This is a genomic window from Streptomyces sp. NPDC040718 (assembly GCF_055593565.1).
Window position 1 is genome coordinate 484,110 of sequence record NZ_JBVIXO010000002.1, and the last position, 17,847, is coordinate 501,956.

At 72.7% G+C, this 17,847-nt stretch carries 11 protein-coding genes and 1 pseudogene; 6 read left to right on the forward strand and 6 right to left on the reverse strand.

All coding sequences use genetic code 11. The annotated features are described in order from the left end of the window. The first annotated feature begins 32 nt into the window (after positions 1-32). Genes ACZ597_RS07675 through ACZ597_RS07690 form a run of 4 tightly spaced genes read left to right on the forward strand, consistent with a single transcriptional unit; the run spans position 33 to position 8,044 of the window. Positions 33-1,538, forward strand: a complete 1,506-nt coding sequence (locus ACZ597_RS07675; RefSeq protein WP_471326286.1) for a cytochrome ubiquinol oxidase subunit I — start codon at positions 33-35, stop codon at positions 1,536-1,538. Positions 1,539-1,556: 18 nt separating this feature from the next. Beyond that, complete coding sequence (cydB, locus tag ACZ597_RS07680) at positions 1,557-2,558, forward strand: cytochrome d ubiquinol oxidase subunit II (RefSeq protein WP_471326289.1); 1,002 nt, start codon at positions 1,557-1,559, stop codon at positions 2,556-2,558. A 46-nt stretch (positions 2,559-2,604) separates the two neighbouring features. Continuing rightward, positions 2,605-6,261, forward strand: coding sequence for a thiol reductant ABC exporter subunit CydD (cydD, locus tag ACZ597_RS07685; protein WP_471326291.1), 3,657 nt, complete (start codon positions 2,605-2,607; stop codon positions 6,259-6,261). A 37-nt stretch (positions 6,262-6,298) separates the two neighbouring features. Beyond that, positions 6,299-8,044, forward strand: a complete 1,746-nt coding sequence (locus ACZ597_RS07690) for a sensor histidine kinase (protein ID WP_471326295.1) — start codon at positions 6,299-6,301, stop codon at positions 8,042-8,044. A gap of 28 nt (positions 8,045-8,072) precedes the next feature. On the opposite strand, the gene ACZ597_RS07695 is transcribed toward ACZ597_RS07690, so the two are convergent. Further along, positions 8,073-8,954, reverse strand: a complete 882-nt coding sequence (locus ACZ597_RS07695; protein WP_471326298.1) for a Cof-type HAD-IIB family hydrolase — start codon at positions 8,952-8,954, stop codon at positions 8,073-8,075. Positions 8,955-9,137: 183 nt separating this feature from the next. Here ACZ597_RS07695 and ACZ597_RS07700 point away from each other — a divergent pair, with 183 nt between their 5' ends. After that, on the forward strand, positions 9,138-10,040 hold the full coding sequence (locus ACZ597_RS07700) for an LLM class flavin-dependent oxidoreductase (protein WP_471326300.1): 903 nt from the start codon (positions 9,138-9,140) through the stop codon (positions 10,038-10,040). 57 nt (positions 10,041-10,097) lie between these two features. Here the strand turns inward: ACZ597_RS07700 and ACZ597_RS07705 are convergent, their stop codons facing one another. The 3 genes from ACZ597_RS07705 to ACZ597_RS07715 all read right to left on the reverse strand — a co-directional run bounded on the left by ACZ597_RS07705 (position 10,098) and on the right by ACZ597_RS07715 (position 15,733). Further along, a complete protein-coding gene (locus ACZ597_RS07705; RefSeq protein WP_471326304.1) occupies positions 10,098-13,139 on the reverse strand; it encodes a tetratricopeptide repeat protein in 3,042 nt (1,013 codons plus the stop codon). Then, positions 13,136-15,052, reverse strand: coding sequence for an HSP90 family protein (locus tag ACZ597_RS07710; protein ID WP_471326307.1), 1,917 nt, complete (start codon positions 15,050-15,052; stop codon positions 13,136-13,138). The genes ACZ597_RS07705 and ACZ597_RS07710 overlap by 4 nt, the downstream gene beginning before the upstream one ends. Positions 15,053-15,193: 141 nt before the next feature. Further along, entirely contained in the window at positions 15,194-15,733 is a 540-nt protein-coding gene (locus tag ACZ597_RS07715; RefSeq protein WP_471326310.1) for an RNA 2'-phosphotransferase, read from the reverse strand. Positions 15,734-15,867: 134 nt separating this feature from the next. Between ACZ597_RS07715 and ACZ597_RS07720 the strand changes: the two genes are divergently transcribed. After that, positions 15,868-16,653: an aquaporin gene (locus ACZ597_RS07720; protein WP_471326312.1), complete on the forward strand. Its 786-nt coding sequence runs from the start codon at positions 15,868-15,870 to the stop codon at positions 16,651-16,653. A 115-nt stretch (positions 16,654-16,768) separates the two neighbouring features. On the opposite strand, the gene ACZ597_RS07725 is transcribed toward ACZ597_RS07720, so the two are convergent. Continuing rightward, positions 16,769-17,683 carry a MerR family transcriptional regulator gene (locus ACZ597_RS07725; protein ID WP_471326315.1) on the reverse strand — a complete coding sequence of 305 codons (915 nt, stop codon included), beginning with the start codon at positions 17,681-17,683 and terminating at the stop codon, positions 16,769-16,771. Between the two features lie 10 nt (positions 17,684-17,693). Continuing rightward, a pseudogene (locus tag ACZ597_RS07730) lies at positions 17,694-17,834 on the reverse strand (metal-dependent hydrolase); the annotation flags it as partial. Positions 17,835-17,847 lie beyond the last annotated feature (13 nt).

A 17,847-nucleotide genomic window follows, 5' to 3' on the forward strand; every position in this document is an offset into this window, starting at 1 on the left:
TGTGACCACGGCGACGACAAGGAGAAGACGACGTGGACCTAGCTTTGGCGCCTGAGACATTGGCGCGCTGGCAGTTCGGAATCACCACCGTCTACCACTTCCTCTTCGTGCCGCTCACGATCTCGCTCGCCGCGCTGACCGCCGGCCTGCAGACCGCGTGGGTCCGGACGGAGAAGGAGAAGTACCTCAGGGCCACGAAGTTCTGGGGCAAGCTTTTCTTGATCAATATCGCGATGGGTGTCGTCACCGGCATCGTGCAGGAGTTCCAGTTCGGTATGAACTGGTCCGACTACTCGCGATTCGTGGGTGACATCTTCGGCGCGCCGCTGGCGTTCGAGGCCTTGATCGCCTTCTTCTTCGAGTCGACCTTCATCGGCCTGTGGATCTTCGGCTGGGACAAGCTGCCGAAGAAGATCCACCTCGCCTGCATATGGATGGTGTCGCTCGGCACCGTCCTGTCCGCCTACTTCATCCTGGCGGCCAACTCCTGGATGCAGCACCCGGTCGGCTACCGCATCAACGAGGAGCGGGGCCGGGCCGAGCTCACCGACTTCTGGGCGGTCCTCACCCAGGACACGGCCCTCACCCAGTTCTTCCACACCATCACGGCCGCGTTCCTCGTCGGCGGCGCGTTCATGGTCGGCATCGCCGCCTTCCACCTCGCGCGCAAGAAGCACGTCCCGGTCATGCGCAGCTCGCTGCGGCTCGGCCTGGTCGTCATGATCATCGCCGGTATGGGTACCGCGATCAGCGGTGACCTGCTCGGCAAGGTGATGTTCAAGCAGCAGCCCATGAAGATGGCCGCCGCCGAGGCACTCTGGGACGGCGAGGCGCCGGCTCCCTTCTCCGTCTTCGCCTACGGAGACGTGGAGAAGGGCCACAACAAGGTGGCCATCGAGATCCCGGGCCTGCTGTCCTTCCTCGCCAACGACGACTTCAGCTCCTTCGTCCCCGGCATCAACGACGTCAACAAGGCCGAGCAGGAGAAGTTCGGCCCCGGCGACTACCGCCCCAACATCCCCGTCGCGTACTGGGGCTTCCGCTGGATGATCGGCTTCGGCATGGCCTCCCTCGGGATCGGCATGCTCGGGCTGTGGCTGACCCGCAAGCGGTTCCTGCTGCCGCCGGCGCTGCGCACCGCCGAGGACGAGGTCCCCCATCTCGTCCTCTTCAAGAAGGCGCTCAGCCCCAAGTTCGCCCGGCTGTACTGGATCACCGCGCTCTGGACCATGCTCTTCCCTCTGATCGCCAACTCCTGGGGCTGGATCTTCACCGAGATGGGCCGTCAGCCCTGGGTGGTCTACGGAGTGCTGCGCACCAGGGACGCGGTCTCGCCGAACGTCTCGCAGGGCGAGGTGCTCACCTCGATGATCGGCTTCACGCTGCTCTACGCCGTGCTCGCGGTGATCGAGGTCCGGCTCCTCGTGAAGTACGTCAAGGCAGGCCCGCCCGAGCTCACCGAGGCCGACCTCAACCCGCCCACCAGGATCGGCGGGGACGACAAGAACCCCGACCGGCCGATGGCCTTCTCGTACTGAGGCTGAGGAGACCACACCATGGAACTTCACGACGTCTGGTTCGTACTGATCGCCGTCCTGTGGACCGGCTACTTCTTCCTGGAGGGCTTCGACTTCGGCATCGGTGTCCTCACCAAGCTCCTCGCCAGGGACCGCACGGAGAAGCGGGTCCTGATCAACACGATCGGGCCCGTCTGGGACGGCAACGAGGTCTGGCTGCTCACGGCGGGCGGTGCCACCTTCGCCGCCTTCCCGGAGTGGTACGCGACCCTCTTCTCCGGCTTCTACCTGCCGCTGCTGATCATTCTGGGCTGCCTCATCATCCGCGGCGTCGCCTTCGAGTACCGCCACAAGCGGTCCGAGGAGCGGTGGCAGGCCAACTGGGAACACGCGATCTTCTGGACCTCGCTGATCCCGGCCTTCCTGTGGGGCGTGGCCTTCGCCAACATCGCGCGCGGTGTGAAGATCGACCAGGACATGGAGTACGTCGGGAACGTCCTCGACCTGCTCAACGTCTACTCGCTCCTCGGCGGCCTGGTCACCCTCACCCTGTTCACCTTCCACGGCGCCGTCTTCGCCGCGCTGAAGACCGTCGGGGACATCCGGGACCGTGCGCGTGCGCTGGCCACCCGGCTGGGTGTGGTGACGGCCGTCCTGGCCCTGGCCTTCCTGATCTGGACCCAGGCCTCGCGCGGTGACGTGTGGAGCCTGGTGGCGATGGCCGTCGCCGTACTGGCGCTGGTCGCCGCGCTCGGGTTCAACCTGGCGGGCCGGGAGGGCTGGGCGTTCGCCCTGTCCGGGATCACCATCGCGGCAGCCGTCGCGATGCTCTTCCTGACGCTCTTCCCGAACGTCATGCCGTCCTCGCTGGACGCGGCCTGGAGCCTCACGGTCACCAACGCCTCGTCGACCCCGTACACCCTGAAGATCATGACCTGGTGTGCCGCCGTGGCCACTCCACTGGTCCTGCTCTACCAGGGCTGGACGTACTGGGTCTTCCGCAAGCGGATCGGTACGCAGCACATCGTCGACGCGCACTGAGCCGCACGCGTCACTCCTGCCAGACCCTGCCGAGGGGATGTTTCACGTGAAACCGATCGACCCGCGCCTGCTTCGGTACGCCCGTTCCACCCGCCTCTTCCTGGGGGCGGTGGTGGCCCTCGGGCTCGCCGGAGCAGGGCTGGTCGTCGGTCAGGCGATGCTCATCGCCGAGATCGTGGTCGGAGCCTTCGAACGGGGCCTCGACGGAGCCGCCCTCCGCACGCCACTGCTGCTCCTCGCGGCGGTGGCACTGGGGCGCGGCCTCGTCGCCTGGCTCACGGAGCTGGCCGCGCACCGGGCGAGCGCCGCGGTCAAGTCCGAGCTCCGGGGCCGGCTGCTGGACCGGGCCGCCGACCTCGGGCCCGGCTGGCTCAGCGGGCAGCGCACCGGATCCCTCGTCTCCCTGGCCACCCGGGGCGTGGACGCGCTCGACGACTACTTCTCCCGCTATCTGCCCCAGCTGGGGCTCGCCGTGGTGGTCCCGGTGGCGGTCCTCGCCCGGATCGTCACCGAGGACTGGGTGTCGGCGGCCATCATCGTGGTCACCCTGCCGCTGATCCCGCTGTTCATGATCCTCATCGGCATGGCGACCCAGAGCCGGATGGACCGCCAGTGGCGGCTGCTCTCCCGGCTGTCGGGGCACTTCCTCGACGTGGTCGTGGGCCTCCCCACGCTCAAGGTGTTCGGGCGGGCCAAGGCGCAGGCCGAGTCCATCAGGAAGATCACCGACGACTACCGCCAGGCCACGATGCGCACCCTGCGCATCGCCTTCCTCTCCTCCTTCGCGCTGGAACTGCTGGCCACGCTGTCGGTGGCGCTCGTCGCGGTCACCATCGGCATGCGGCTCGTACACGGGGAACTGGACCTGTACACCGGGCTGGTCATACTGATCCTCGCCCCGGAGGCCTATCTGCCGCTGCGCCAGGTCGGGGCGCAGTACCACGCGGCCGCCGAGGGACTGGCGGCCGCGGAAGAGATCTTCGAGGTCCTGGAGACCCCGGCCGCCGCCCCGGGCGGCGGCGCCGACGTACCGGCCACGGAACTGCGGATCGAGCTCGACGGGGTCGAGGTGCGGTACGAGGGGCGCGGCGCGAGCTCTCCCGGACCCGTCTCGCTCGTCGTCGGACCGGGTGAGTGCGTGGCCCTCACCGGACCGAGCGGTTCGGGCAAGTCCACGCTGCTGAACGTGCTGCTGGGCTTCGTCGCTCCGACGGCGGGGCGGGTCCGGGTCGGTGACACGGACCTGGCGGAACTCTCCCTCGCACAGTGGCGGAAGCGCATCGCGTGGGTTCCGCAGCGGCCCCACCTGTTCGCCGGGACCATCGCCGAGAACGTCCGTCTGGCCCGACCCGGAGCCGATGACGAAGCCGTGGAGGCGGCACTGCGCGACGCCGGGGCGTGGGAGTTCGTCTCGGCCCTGCCGCTCGGGGCGCGGGCCCTGCTCGGCGAGGGCGGGGCGGGGCTGTCTGCGGGGCAGCGCCAGCGCCTCGCCCTGGCCAGGGCGTTCCTGGCGGACCGGCCGGTGCTGCTGCTGGACGAGCCGACGGCGGCCCTGGACGGGGAGACCGAAGCGGCCGTCGTGGACGCCGTACGCCGCCTCGCGGTCGGGCGGACCGTGCTGCTCGTGGTGCACCGGCCGGCGCTGCTGGCGGTGGCCGACCGGGTGGTGGCGGTGGCCGAGGGCGCCCCGGCCCGGCCGGTCGCGGCTTCCGGAACCGTCGCGGGTGCGGATTCCGGGGTTGCGGGGATTGCCGCAGTTCCCGGGGCTCCTGGAGTTGCCGGAGCTCCCGGGGTTCCTAGGGTTCCCGGGGTTCCCGGAGCTCCCGGGGTGAAGGCCTCGGGCGGGCCGTCGGCGGCATCCGGCCCCGGGGAGTGGATCCTCGGCGGCGGACCGGAGCGGAACGGCCGCGGCTCGGGCGGCGGGAACGGCGTCGGTGCGGGCCCGGCCGGCGATCCGCTGCGGCGGGTGCGGGCCGTGGCCGCGGCCTGGCAGGGCCGGTTCCGGCTCGGGCTGCTGCTCGGGGCGCTGGCCGTCGGGAGCAGCGTCGGGCTGATGGCCGTCTCCGGCTGGCTGATCTCCAGGGCCTCCGAGCAGCCGCCGGTGCTGTACCTGATGGTGGCCGTCACGGCGACACGGGCCTTCGGGATCGGGCGGGCCGTCTTCCGCTACGCCGAGCGGCTCGTGTCGCACGACGCCGTCCTGCGGATGCTCGCCGACCTGCGGGTCGCGGTGTACCGCCGGCTGGAGCGGATCGCCCCCGCCGGACTGCGCGGGCAGCGGCGCGGGGACCTCCTCTCCCGGCTGGTGGCCGATGCCGACGCGCTCCAGGACTACTGGCTGCGCTGGCTCCTTCCGGTGGGCACCGCGGTGCTCGTCGGCACCGGGTCGGTGGCGTTCACCGCCTGGCTGCTGCCCGAAGCCGGGGCCGCGCTGGCGGTGGGGCTCCTCGCGGCCGGGGTGGGGGTGCCGCTGATCAGCGGGGCTTGTGCGCGGCGTGCCGAGCGGCGGCTGGCGCCCGCCCGGGGCGAACTCGCCAGCCGGGTGGCCGATCTGCTGACGGGTACCGCCGAACTGACGGTGGCCGGTGCGCTGGCCGGCCGGAAGGAGCGGGCGCGGGAGGGCGACGGCGTGCTGACCCGGATCGCCTCGCGCGGGGCCGCTGCCACCGGGCTCGGCAGCGGGCTGTCCGCCCTGGTGTGCGGACTCACGGTGGTGTGCGCAGCGTTCGCGGGTGCGGGGGCCGTCGCGGCCGGGCGGCTGTCCGGGGTGGCCATGGCGGTGGTGGTGCTGACCCCGCTCGCCGCCTTCGAGGCCGTCAGCGGGCTCCCGCTGGCCGTCCAGTACCGCCAGCGGGTGCGCCGCAGCGCCGAGCGGGTGTACGAGGTCATCGACGCTCCGGTGCCCGTAGCCGAGCCGGCCGAGCCCCGGGCGCTGCCGGCCTCGCCGTTCCCGCTGAGGCTGACGGGGCTCGCCGCCCGGCACGGCGGACAGGAGCGGGACGCGCTGCACGGGCTGGACCTGACCCTGGAGGCAGGCCGGCGCATCGCGGTCGTCGGGCCGTCGGGTTCGGGCAAGACCACTCTGGCGCAGGTCCTGCTGCGCTTCCTGGACCCGCGCGAGGGCGCGTACACCGTGGGCGGGACGGACGTCCGCACCCTCGACGGCGACGACGTACGCCGGATCGTGGGCCTGTGCGCCCAGGACGCGCACCTCTTCGACAGCTCGGTGCGGGAGAACCTGCGGCTGGCCCGGACCGGGGCGAGCGAGGAACAGCTGCGCGAGGCGCTCGCCGCGGCCAGGCTGCTGGAGTGGGCCGACGGGCTTTCGGACGGGCTGGACACGCTGGTCGGGGAGCACGGGGAGCGGATCTCCGGCGGGCAGCGCCAGCGGCTGGCCCTGGCGCGGGCGCTGCTGGCGGACTTCCCCGTCCTCGTCCTGGACGAGCCGGCCGAGCACCTGGACCTGGCGACCGCGGACGCCCTGACGGCGGATCTGCTGGCGGCCACCGAAGGCCGGACCACCGTGCTGATCACGCACCGGCTCGCCGGGCTGGCGGCGGTGGACGAGGTGCTCGTACTGGACGGGGGCGCGGTCGTGCAGCGTGGTGCCTATGCCGACCTGGCGGCGGTCGAGGGGCCGCTGCGGAGCCTGCTGGAGCGGGAACGGGAGGCCGATCGGGCCCTCGCCGGCACCAGCGGCTGACTTTCCCTCCTAATCAGGACTAACTACGCTCAAGGGCATGTCAGTGCAGGAGTCACAGGAATCGCCGGAGTCACCGGAATCCCGTGGGGGCGCACCGGATCCACTGGAGGCCGCCACCCAGGCCACCCGGAGCCTGCACGGGCTGTCCACGGAGCTGACCGCGCGTGTCCCGCAGCTGCTGGAGGCCATGCGCTCGGTCGGTACCGGACTCGAACTGCACTCCACGCTCGACCGCATCTGCGAGACGGCCGCCGAGCTCGCGGACGCCCGCTACGCGGCGATCGGGGTCGTCGACACGGAGGGCCCGGGGCTGTCGGACTTCGTCACCTTCGGCGTCAGCGGGGAGCTGGCGAGGAGGATCGGGCACCGCCCGGACGGGAAGCGCGGCCTGCTGGGCGCGCTCATCTCGCATCCGGACACCGTCCGCCTCGCCGATCTGACGAAGGACCCGCGGTCGGCGGGCTTCCCCGCGCACCACCCGCCCATGAAGACCTTCCTGGGCGTTCCCATCCGGGTGCAGGGCGAGATCTTCGGCAACCTCTACCTCGCCGAGAAGAACGGCGGCGGCGAGTTCAACGACTACGACGTCCACATGGTCCGGGTGCTGGCCACCGAGGCGGGCATCGCCATCGGCAACGCCCGGCTGTACGAGGCCGCCACCCAGCGCGAGCGCTGGATCGACGGCTCGGTGGCCGTCACCACCGCCCTGCTGTCCGGCGGGGACGCCGACGACGCCCTGTCGGTGGTGGCCGAACAGGCCCGCCGCCTGGCCGACTCCGCCGCCGGGATCGTGATGCTGCCGGCGGAGGAGGGCGGCATGGAGATCGTCGCGGTCTCCGCGGACAACCCGGCGACCTCGCTCGGCGTGGTCGTGCCCGCCGAGAGCCCGGTGGTGGACAAGCTGCTGCGGGGCGAGCCGGTCTTCGTGGACGACGCCGCCGTCGACCCCCGCATGATCAGCAGGCTGACCAGCCAGTACGGACCCTGCATGATGCTGCCGCTGCACAGCGGCGGGCGGGTGCTGGGCGCGCTGGTCACCCCGCGGGCCCGGGGCAAGCGGCCCTTCACGGAGGCGGAGCGGACCCTGGCCACGCAGTTCGCCTCCCAGGCGGCCCTCGCGCTGATGATGGCCGAGGCCCAGCGCGACCGGGAGCGGCTGGCGGTGTTCGAGGACCGAGACCGGATCGCCCGGGACCTGCACGACCTGGTCATCCAGCGGCTGTTCGCCACCGGGATGATGCTGGAGGGCGCGCAGCGCAGGTCCATCGTCCCCGAGGTCCGCGACGGTGTGGGCAAGGCCGTGGACGAGCTCGACGTGACCATCCAGGAGATCCGCACCGCGATCTTCGCGCTCCAGCAGGGCCCGGCGGAGGCTCCGTCGGGGCTGCGCACGCGCGTGCTGCGGGAGATCAACATGGCGGCCGTGCCGCTGGGGTTCAAGCCCGCCCACCGCTTCGCCGGCCCGATCGACACGGTCGTCGGCGAGCTGGTCGGCAAGAACCTGATCGCCGCCCTGCGCGAGGCCCTGTCGAACGCCTTCCGGCACGCGGACGCGTCCCGGATCGAGGTGCTGGTCGACGCCACCGTCACCCTGCCCGACAACCGGCCCGGGGTACGGCTGGAGGTCGCCGACGACGGGGTGGGCATGCCGGAGGGCGGCCGGCGCAGCGGTCTGCGCAACCTGCGCCGCAGGGCGGAGTCCCTCGGCGGCTCCAGCTGGTACGGCTCCGGTATCGGGGAAGACGGCGGCGGGACCACCCTGGTCTGGGAGGCCCCGCTGTGATCCGTCACGGCCCGTCCGGCGGGACGGGCTAGCCGCGCGCGGCGTGTTCGGCCAGGATCCGCTCGATGACCACGGCGACCCCGTCCTCGTTGTTGGCGACCGTGCGGCCGGACGCGGCGGCGATCACGTCGGGGTGGGCGTTGCCCATCGCGTACGAGGTGCCGGCCCAGCGGAGCATCTCCACGTCGTTCGGCATGTCCCCGAAGGCGACGACCTCGGCGGGGGAGATCCCGCGTTCGGCACAGCACAGCTCCAGGGTGCTGGCCTTGGACACGCCGAGCCCGCTGACCTCCAGCAGGGCGGTCGGGCTGGAGCGGGTGATGGAGGCGTAGGCGCCGGCGGCGGACCGGGCCACGGCGAGGAACTCGTCCGGAGCCAGTTCGGCGTGGTGCGCGAGCAGTTTCAGCACCGGCGCCGCATGGTCGTCGTGTTCCTCGTGGAGCAGCTTCTCGGCGGTGGCGACCGTCGCACCCGGGTCCTGGAAGAACGGCGGGTAAGCCGGCTCGTAGTTGATGCCGGTGGTCATCTCGACCGCGAAGGAGGTACCGGGCGCGGCCTTGCGCAGGGTGTTCACGACGGTCAGGGCCGTGGCCCGGGGCAGTGCCCTGACCTGTACGAACTCCCGCCCGGCGTGGAGGTCGACGACGGCGGCGCCGTTCGCGCAGATCGCCAGGCCGTGGCCGTGGACGTGATCGCTGACCACGTCCATCCAGCGGGCCGGGCGGCCGGTGACGAAGAAGACCTCGATCCCGGCCTCCTCGGCAGCGGCGAGCGCGGCGACCGTGCGCAGCGAGACGGACTTGTCGTCGCGCAGCAGGGTGCCGTCGAGGTCGGTGGCGATGAGCCGGGGTGCGGGGGGCGGCCCGTCCGGGCCCTGGGAAGCCGAGGTCACCGCTCCATCTTCGCCCATGGGCCCCTGCCGCCGGACCATGATCGTCCAGACATTTTTCCCGCCCTCGTGGCCGGGCGCCCTGTGGAACCGTCCGGCACGGCGCATGTTTCACGTGAAACACGCGCCGAATCGGACGAGCCGGGCCCTGACGGACGAGGCGTGGTTGGTGTACGGGACACGGACCGCCGTACGCTCGACGTCATGACTCTGCGCCTGAGCACTGTGATCCTGCCGGTACGCCCGTGGCACGAGGGAGGCCGTGACGAGTGGGAGCGGGCCGAGCGCCTCGGGTTCCACACCGCCTACACCTACGACCACCTGAGCTGGCGGGGCTTCCGCGACCGCGCCTGGTACGGCGCGGTGCCCACGCTGACCGCCGCGGCCTCCGTCACCGAGCGGATCCGCCTGGGCACCCTGGTCACCTCGCCGAACTTCCGCCACCCGGTGACCCTCGCCAAGGAGCTGATGTCGCTGGACGACATCTCGCGCGGACGCATCACCCTCGGCATCGGCGCCGGCGGCAACGGCTTCGACGCGACCGCACTGGGACAGGAGGAGTGGAGCCCGCGCGAGCGGGCGGACCGCTTCGCGGAGTTCGTGCCGCTGCTCGACCGGCTGCTCACGGAGCAGGCGGTCACCCACCACGGCACGTTCTACTCCGCCGACGAGGCGCGCAACATCCCCGGGTGCGTCCAGCGCCCGCGCCTGCCGTTCGCCGTCGCGGCGACCGGCCCGCGCGGTGTGAAGCTCGCGGCGAGCCACGGCCAGGCCTGGGTGACCGCGGGCGACCCGAAGCACTCCGAGGGCACGCCCGAGCAGTCGCTGGAGGCCCTGCGCGTCCAGCACGGGCGCCTCGAAAAGGCGCTGGCGGAGATCGGCCGCGACTCCGACTCGATCGAGAAGGTGCTGCTGACCGGCTTCACCCCGGAGCGCGCCTCCATGCTGGAGTCCGTTGACGCCTTCGTCGACTTCGCCGGCCGCCACCGCGAACTGGGCTTCACCGAGCTGGTCATCCACGCGCCGATCCCGGATTCCGACTTCGCCGCCGACGATGCGGTCTTCGAGAGGATCGCCACCGAGGCGCTCGCCCAGCTGGACGGCTGAACCCGCCCCGACCGGGGCCCGTCGCATGACGGGCCCCGGTCGGGCATGCCGGGCCGCTCAGGCCGTCAGGTTCGCGATGATCCGCCGCGCCTGGGGGGCCGCCCACTCCGGAGCCATGCCCTCGGGCAGGGACTCGATCTCCTCCAGCAGCGCAGACATCCTGGCGGCGCCCACCTCCGGGCGGCCCAGTTCGTGATCGGTCCACGCGGCGTTGTTCAGGCACTGGAAGCGGTCCTGGAGCGACTCCAGCCCGAGCCTCGCGTACAGCTCGGCCGCGCGCTCCCACAAATCGATCTCCTCCAGCCGCAGGGCCCGGGCGGCGTCCGGGCCCAGGAGGCCCCCGGCCGGGGGCTCCCCTTCCCCGTCCTGGCCGGGGTCCCGGGAGCTCACCAGCCGGTCCAGCACCTGCGCCAGCTGGTGCCAGGTCTGCGCCAGTTCGGAGAGCAGCTCCGTGACCTCGGCTCCGTCGGCCGCCAGGGCCGCCTCCAGGGCTCCGGCAGCCTCGTCCATCAGGGCCCGGGCGGCTGCCACGGTCTCCTCGGTGACCTCCTCGCGCATCCCCAGCCAGGCCAGCGAGCGCAGGATCCGGACCTCGGACACCACCGCATCACCGGTCAGCCGGCGCAGCTCCAGAGCCCGCCGGTACGCGGCGACGGCCTCATCGGCCAGACCGGCGTCGGAGAGGCTGTCGGCGGCCGCCTGGGCGAAGCCCGCCTGCGGCCGGGGGTCCTCCCAGTCCTTGACCAGTTCGGCGGCGAGCAGGAACTGCTCCGCGGCGGCCCGGGACTCGCGCAGCTCACGCAGCAGGTTCCCCAGGAAGTCCCGCGCCGAGACGGCCTGTCCCTCGCCGTGCTCCAGGAGGTCCGGCAGCGCCGACTGCAGCACCTCCGCCGCATCGGCGGTCCGGCCGTCCCGCGCGTAGGCCTGGGCCAGGATCCGCCGGGCCTGTGCCCCGCCGTCGGCGGCCAGCCCCGCCTGGTCGAACCAGTGCGCCGCCGCGAGGGCGTGCTCGGCGGCCTCCGCAGCCGTGCCCCGCCCGCGCAGCAGGACGTCCGCGAGGGTGAGGCGTACGAGGCCCTGCTCCTCGGGGTCGGTCACCTCGGCGGAGTGCTCCAGGCCGGACCGCGCGGCTGCCTCGGCCTCCTCGGGCCGTCCCAGCGAGAGCAGCACCCCGGCCCGCAGTACGAGGGGGTCCGCCGCCTGCCAGGGCCGGCCCGCCTCGACGGCGCGGTCCGCGGAGGAGGCCAGCAGCTCCAGGGCCCTTTCGGTGTCGCCCTGGGAGAGGGCCAGTCGGCCGAGCATCTCCTCGGCCTCGGAGGCCAGGTCCGGGAGGGCCTGCCGGTAGGAGGAGACGAAGGAGACGAGTTCGGCCGTCAGCGGCCCGTGGCCGTGGTCGTGGCTGTGGCCGTGGCCGTCGTCATGACCGTGGCCCCCGTGGCCGTGGTCGTCCCCGTGCTCGTGGACCTGCTCCTGCGCGGCCTCCGCCGAGCGCAGGTACGGCTCCAGCCGCAGCGCCGACAGCTCAGCGACCGCGATCCTGCGGGCCCGCAGCGGCTCCGCCGCGTCGAGTGCCTCGGCGGCGCGCAGCCCCGCCGCCAACAGCGCGCGGACCTCTCCCGGCGCGGCCCCGGCCTGGGCGGCCGCGCTCGCCAGCCGCAGCTCGGCCAGGGCGGCGCGCTCGGCCTGCCCCAGCGTCCGGTAGTCGTCGCGTACGGCCGCCAGCAGCTCCGCCGCGTCCGGCGCTCCGGCCCGCGCGGCCGTCAGGGCCCGGTGGTCGGCGACCTCGGCGCGCAGCAGCGGGTGCACGTCCGGCTCCGGCAGCGCGGAGACCCGTACGGCGACCTCCGCCCAGAGCCGGTCCGTGTCCGGGTGCCCCGTGTCGCGGGCGCCACGGGCCTGCTCCACGAGCACGCTGAACTCGACGGCGCTGACGGGCACGGACGCGGGGGCCGGTGCCGGGGCCGCCGCCCCGGCCGGGCGCGGCAGCGCGGCGCTGCGCACGCCCAGGGGCAGCGCGCCGGCCAGCGGGGCCCGGGAGATCCGTTCCGTGAGCCGCTCGGAGACCCGGGTGGTGCCGTTGCGCACGTCGAACCGCCCGGCGATGCCCAGGGCCTCCGCGCGCAGGATGCCGTGCAGCTCTTCGACGGTGTGCGCGGAGCCCTCGTACGGCACGGTCGGGTCGGCGCCGTGGCCGATTTCGACGAGCCGCCGGAGCAGGACGATCACTCCGGCGTAGAAGTCCAGCTGCGTCTTGACGTCCACGAGCGGCCGCAGGTGCGCCGCGTGTTCGGCGAGGATCTCCACGCCGCGAGCCTCGTTGCCGGTGAGCGCGCAGAACTCGATGTGCTGGCCGATCGCGCGCAGCAGGCTCTCCTTGCCCCGGGCCATCCGGTAGCCGCGCAGGTGGTGCGAGCGGGCCTCGTCGGTGCGGCCGAGGCGCAGCAGGGGGAGCAGCGACCGGGCGAGCACCCGGTGCGGTTCCTCCATGCAGGTCTGCTCGCCCGTCAGCACGGGCTCCCAGACCTCGATGGCCTTGGCGTGCTCGTCCTTGGCCGCCCAGAACACGCCCTGGGAGTTGGTCTCGCAGGCGTGGCAGTCGCTCATCGCGTCGCGGTCGGCCGCGCGCCACTGCGCCATCGCCCGCTCGGCGCGCTCGTCGTCGCCGATGGCGTCGGCGAGGAAGTACTCGGACTGGCGTACCGCCCGCTCGCTGTACCCGGCGATCCGGTAGCGCTTCTCCATGTCGTCGAGGTAGCCGGTGACGGAGGAGATCGGCACGTCGGGGGAGCTGATGATCTGGCCGGAGACCCACTTGAAGCGCCAGAGGAGGGAGTGGGCGTCGCCGGAGTCGAAGGCCGACGGGTCGCGGTCGTACTCCTGGAGCAGGCGGGCGAAGGGGACCACCATGCGGCTCCGTTCGGCGCTGTACTCGTACGCGTCGATCTGGTTGATCAGCGCCATCCGGAACACACCGGTGTCACCGCAGACCTCGGCGGCGGCGGACAGCGCCTCGGCCTGGGCGTTGCGCGCGGCGCCGTGGGGCAGGCCGCGGTTCTCGTGCAGGGCGCGCCGGATCTCGTCGGCCGTCAGGGTGCTCACTTCTCGTCCTCCTCGGACGTGGCGGTCGGGGTGTCGACGGGATGGGTCGCCCATTCCAGGAGCCCGAGGAAGGCCCGGTTGAGCAGGGCCGAATCGGCGGGGCGGAGCGGCCGCTGGGACATCAGCAGCGCCTGCCCGTAGAGCGATTCGACGGCGGTGCCGGCGAGCGTCGGGTCGGGAAGGCCCGCGATCCGCCGGATCAGCGGGTTGTTGTGGTTGAGGACGAGGCGGGCGCGCGGGCCGGAGCCGCGCAGTGAGCCGAGGATGCCGCTCCACAGGGAGTCGGCGGATTCGAGCGCGGCGGTCCGGTCCCGCTCCTGGCGGGCCTGGCGGTCGTCGAGGTAGAGCGCGGGGACGGCCACGGGCTGGAAGGCGCGCAGCACGACGTCGCAGCTCTGGGGCTCCAGCCGGGTGCGGGCGGTGGAGAGGAACGCGGCCAGGGAGAGTTCGACGGTGGTGGGGACCGGGTCGAGGCGGTCGGTGACCGCTCCCGCGTCCAGCTCGGTGACCTTCAGGTCGGGGCGGACGGAGGGCAGCAGGGCCAGCAGGTCGGCGTCGTAGGTGTAGCCGGCGTTGACGACGCCGAGGCCGTGGGCCGCCGCGATCGGGGCGATCTGCCGGAATTCCTCGACGGTGCGCGTGAAGTGGATCTCGGAGTGGGCCGCCGTGAACTCCTCCAGGTTCATCGAGCCGTCGCTGGTCTCGAACGGCAGCCACGGCAGCATCAGGCCGAGCAGCTCGGCGTCGTGCCGGGCGAGGGACTTCACTCCGAGGTGGTGGACGCTCAGGAAGGCGGCCAGGCGGTCCGGTTCGCTCGCGGCGAGCTCGGCCAGCCAGGACCGGATGCGGGCGCCGAGGGCTTCGCGTACGGCGGCGAGCGTCTCGTCGTCGTAGAGGTTCTCGCGGGAGGCCGTGGGCCGCAGGGTGTCGGTGTCGAGGACGGCGCGGACGAAGAAGGCCCAGTCGGGCAGCAGGTTGTCGGCCTGGTCGGTCAGCAGCATGCCCTTGAGGTGGACGCGGTGGCCCGCCCGGTGGGCGGGGCTGGTCGGCTCGGGCAGCACGTACGCGACTCCGCGCACCCCGGCCACCGGCAGGTCGAGCTCGATGCTGTCCAGCGGGGTGAAGCCGAAGAGCTGCGCGCAGTGCCCGGCGAGCGCGACGCGCCGGGCGGCCGGGGTGGGGAAGGCGCGGTCCCACACGGCGGGCCGGTCGGTGACGGGGCGGGGGGCGCCGCCGAGGCCGTCGTCGAAGGTGATGGGGTAGGGGAGCAGTGAGCCGTAGTCGCGGGCGAGGCGTTCGACCCGGGCGGGCTCGGTCCACTCCTCGGCGCCGGGGCGGGCTTCCAGGTGGACCGTGGTGCCGGGCTCGGGGCGGGCGTCGTGGGGCAGTTCGCGCACGGTGTACGAGCCGTCGTCGGTGGCCAGCCACTCGACGGGCGCCGCCTGGGGGTCGCGAGCGGACCGGGTGACGACCCGGATCTGCCGGGCGACGACGAAGCAGGCGAGCAGGCCGATGCCGAACTGGCCGAGGAACTGCTGACGGGTGGTCTCCAGACCCTGCAGCTCGGCGGCGGAGGCGCCCTCGCCGCGGCGCTTGGAGCTGCGGCCGATGGTCGCGAGGAGGGAGTGGGCCTCGGCGGCGGTCAGGCCGATGCCGGAGTCCTCGATGGTGATGCGGCCGGCGGTCGCGGACAGGCGGATGCGGACCTCCGCGCCGGGCTCGTGCGCATGACGGGCGGTCACGGCGTCCACGGCGTTCTGGAGGAGTTCGCGCACGTAGACGCGGGGGCTGGAATAGAGGTGGTGGGACAGCAGGTCGACCAGGCCGCGCAGGTCGACCTGGAAGTTGTTGACGGCGCCCTCGGCCGGGGAATCACCGGGGAATTCGGACGGGGACGGGTGCACGGATGTCATCAGGCATCAGCTCGCTTGCTCGCGTGGTCGGTCGGCGATCGCGAGGTACCCCCCTCACTGATCCCGGAACGAGGAACAGAGTAGGTGGACGATCCGACAATCACTCCGTGAATTCCGCCCCGGCCGACACCCCCCGGCCGGTTACTGGAAGCGGAGGAATTCCGGCGGTACCGCGTCCGCCAGCCACACTCCGTTGGCGCTGACCCGGAAGACGTGCCCGGCCGCGCGCATCGCTCCGGCGTCCACGGCGAGGACCACGGGCCGGCCCCGGCGCGCGCCCACCCGGGTCGCCGTCTCGCGGTCGGGTGACAGGTGCACGTGATGGCGGGCCATGGGCCGCAGGCCCTCGGCGCGGATCGCGTCCAGGGCGGTGGCTACGGTGCCGTGGTACAGGTGCGCGGGCGGTTCGGCCTCCGGCAGGCCCAGGTCCACCGCGACGGTGTGCCCCTGGCTGGCCCGGATGCGGGTGCCGTCGACGGCGAACCGCTGTTTGTCGTTGGCGGCGACCACGTGGTCGAGCTCAGCCCTGCTGAACGGAAATCCGTGTTCCGCGGCGGCCCGCAGGAGATCGTCGATCTCCACCCAGCCCTGGGGGTCGAGCACCAGTCCGATCCGTTCCGGCTGGTGCCGCAGGTGTTTCGAGACGTATTTGGACACCTTCACGGTGCGTCGGTCATCCATGTCCCCAGCTTGACGGCTCGCAGCGCCCTCGGGCAGCGATTTTCCACCCCCTGGACGGGCTCGGCACCCCTCTATCGCTTTTCCAAGATACGGAATACATTTTCCGCATCACGACTTATCCAGAGGGAGAAATTATGACAAATAAGGCTTCACTGCTTCGGCGTGTGGCTGCCGAGCTCATCGGCACCGCAGGCCTGCTCGTGGTGGTGATCGGCTCGGGCATTCAGGCCGCGAACCTCAGCCGCGACACCGGTGTCGCCCTCGTCGCCAACTCGCTCGCCTCCGCGATCGGCCTCGGCCTGATCATCACCCTGTTCGGCCCCCTCTCCGGAGCCCACCTCAACCCGGTCGTCACCCTCACCGCCTGGTGGGCGCGCCGCACCGGAGGCGAGGGACTCGACGCGCGTGAGGCCTTCGCGTACGCCGCCGCCCAGACCGCCGGCGCCATCGGCGGTGCCGTGCTGGCGGAGACGATGTTCGGCCGCACCCCGGGAACCTTCTCCACCCAGGTCCGCGACGGGGGCCACCTGCTGATCGGCGAGATCGTCGCCACCGCCGGACTCGTCCTGGTCATCCAAGGGCTCGGCCGCATCGGCCGGCACGGGCTGATCCCGGCCGCGGTCGCCGCGTACATCGCCGCCGCGATCTGGTTCACCTCGTCGGGGTCCTTCGCCAATCCCGCCGGCACCGTCGGACGGGCCTTCAGCGACTCCTTCACCGGCATCGCCCCACAGTCGCTGCCCGGGTTCGTCGCGGCGCAGCTGCTCGGCGGCGTCCTCGGCCTCGCCCTGGCCGCGCTGCTCTACGGCCGCGAGCACCGTGACGGCGGAACCGGGGCGCCGCGCCCCGGACAGCCGGAGACGGAGGCCGTGGTGGCCGATATGCCCCGCACGGGCTCGGCGTTCGAGGCCATCGTCTAGGCGATCACCTGTGTTGCCCACAGGCGGACGGGAGTTGTCCACAGCCGTTTCGGCGGGTTTCGGCGACATCTGAGCGATTCGCCCCGGGGACCCCCTGTGGACTACCGATCGAGCATTACCGGCCGCCCCGGCTGGCCAGATCGTTCATCGTCCGGGCCTGGAGCTCCCGCTCCGTCGCGGCCCGGACGAACTCCGCCACGTGCTCCGGCCCCACCAGCTCCTGCACCGCCCGTACCGTCCCGGCGGGCAGGGCCACCGGGGCGGGGCCCGTCGGCTGCGCCGCACCCGGCGCACCCAGGTGCCGCTGGAGGTGCCGGGTCGCGAACAACCGCATGGCCCGGGCCAGCTCGGCGTCGACGGTCTGCTGGGCCAGGGGCCGCAGCCTGCGCACCATGGTCGCCGCCTCGGCCGCGTCCGCGTCGGTCGGCGGCACCTGCCCGAGGTAGCGGGCGAAGACGTGCTCGGTGGTGAACTCCAGGAAGCGCGAGGCGATGTGCTCCACCTGCCCGCGCAGCTCGCGCAGGTGCCCCGTGATTGCCCCGAGGGGCACCCCCGCCGCGTACAGCTCGGCCGCGACCGCCAGCTCCTGCGGCGAGGGCACGAGGAACTCGTCCGGCCGGCCCGGGATCCGCTCCAGCACCCCCAGCTCACAGGCCTCGTCCACCGCGTCGTCGTCGGGCAGGCCGCCGAACCGCGCGTTGAGGTCCTCCCGGCTGATCCGGTCGGCCTCCTCGTCGGTCCAGGGCCCGTGCACCTCGGCGACCAGGCCCAGTACGCCGCCCAGCCCGCGGCCCGCGTCCCAGGCCTCCAGCAGTTCCTTGATGGAGGCCAGGGTGTAGCCGCGGTCCAGCAGGTCGGCGATCTGGCGCAGCCGTGCCAGGTGCGTGTCCCGGTAGACGTTGGACCGGCCCCGCCGCTCCGGCTTCGGCAGCAGGCCGCGGTCCTGGTACGCCCGGATCGTGCGCACCGTCGCCCCGCTGTGATGGGCCAGATCCTCGATCCTGTACTCGGCTACCGCCTGATCGGACAATCCCGGCTCCCTACGACATGGCGGCTCGGCCGACCGCGCCCGCCGCGGTCCGGGCAGCTGGTGACGCCGCCAGGTACTCGACCGCGTTGAGCAGCGAGCCCTCCTGCGAGGGATGGTACGACCGCGGGCAGGAGCGGGGTATGGCCATGCCGCGCATGCCGTCG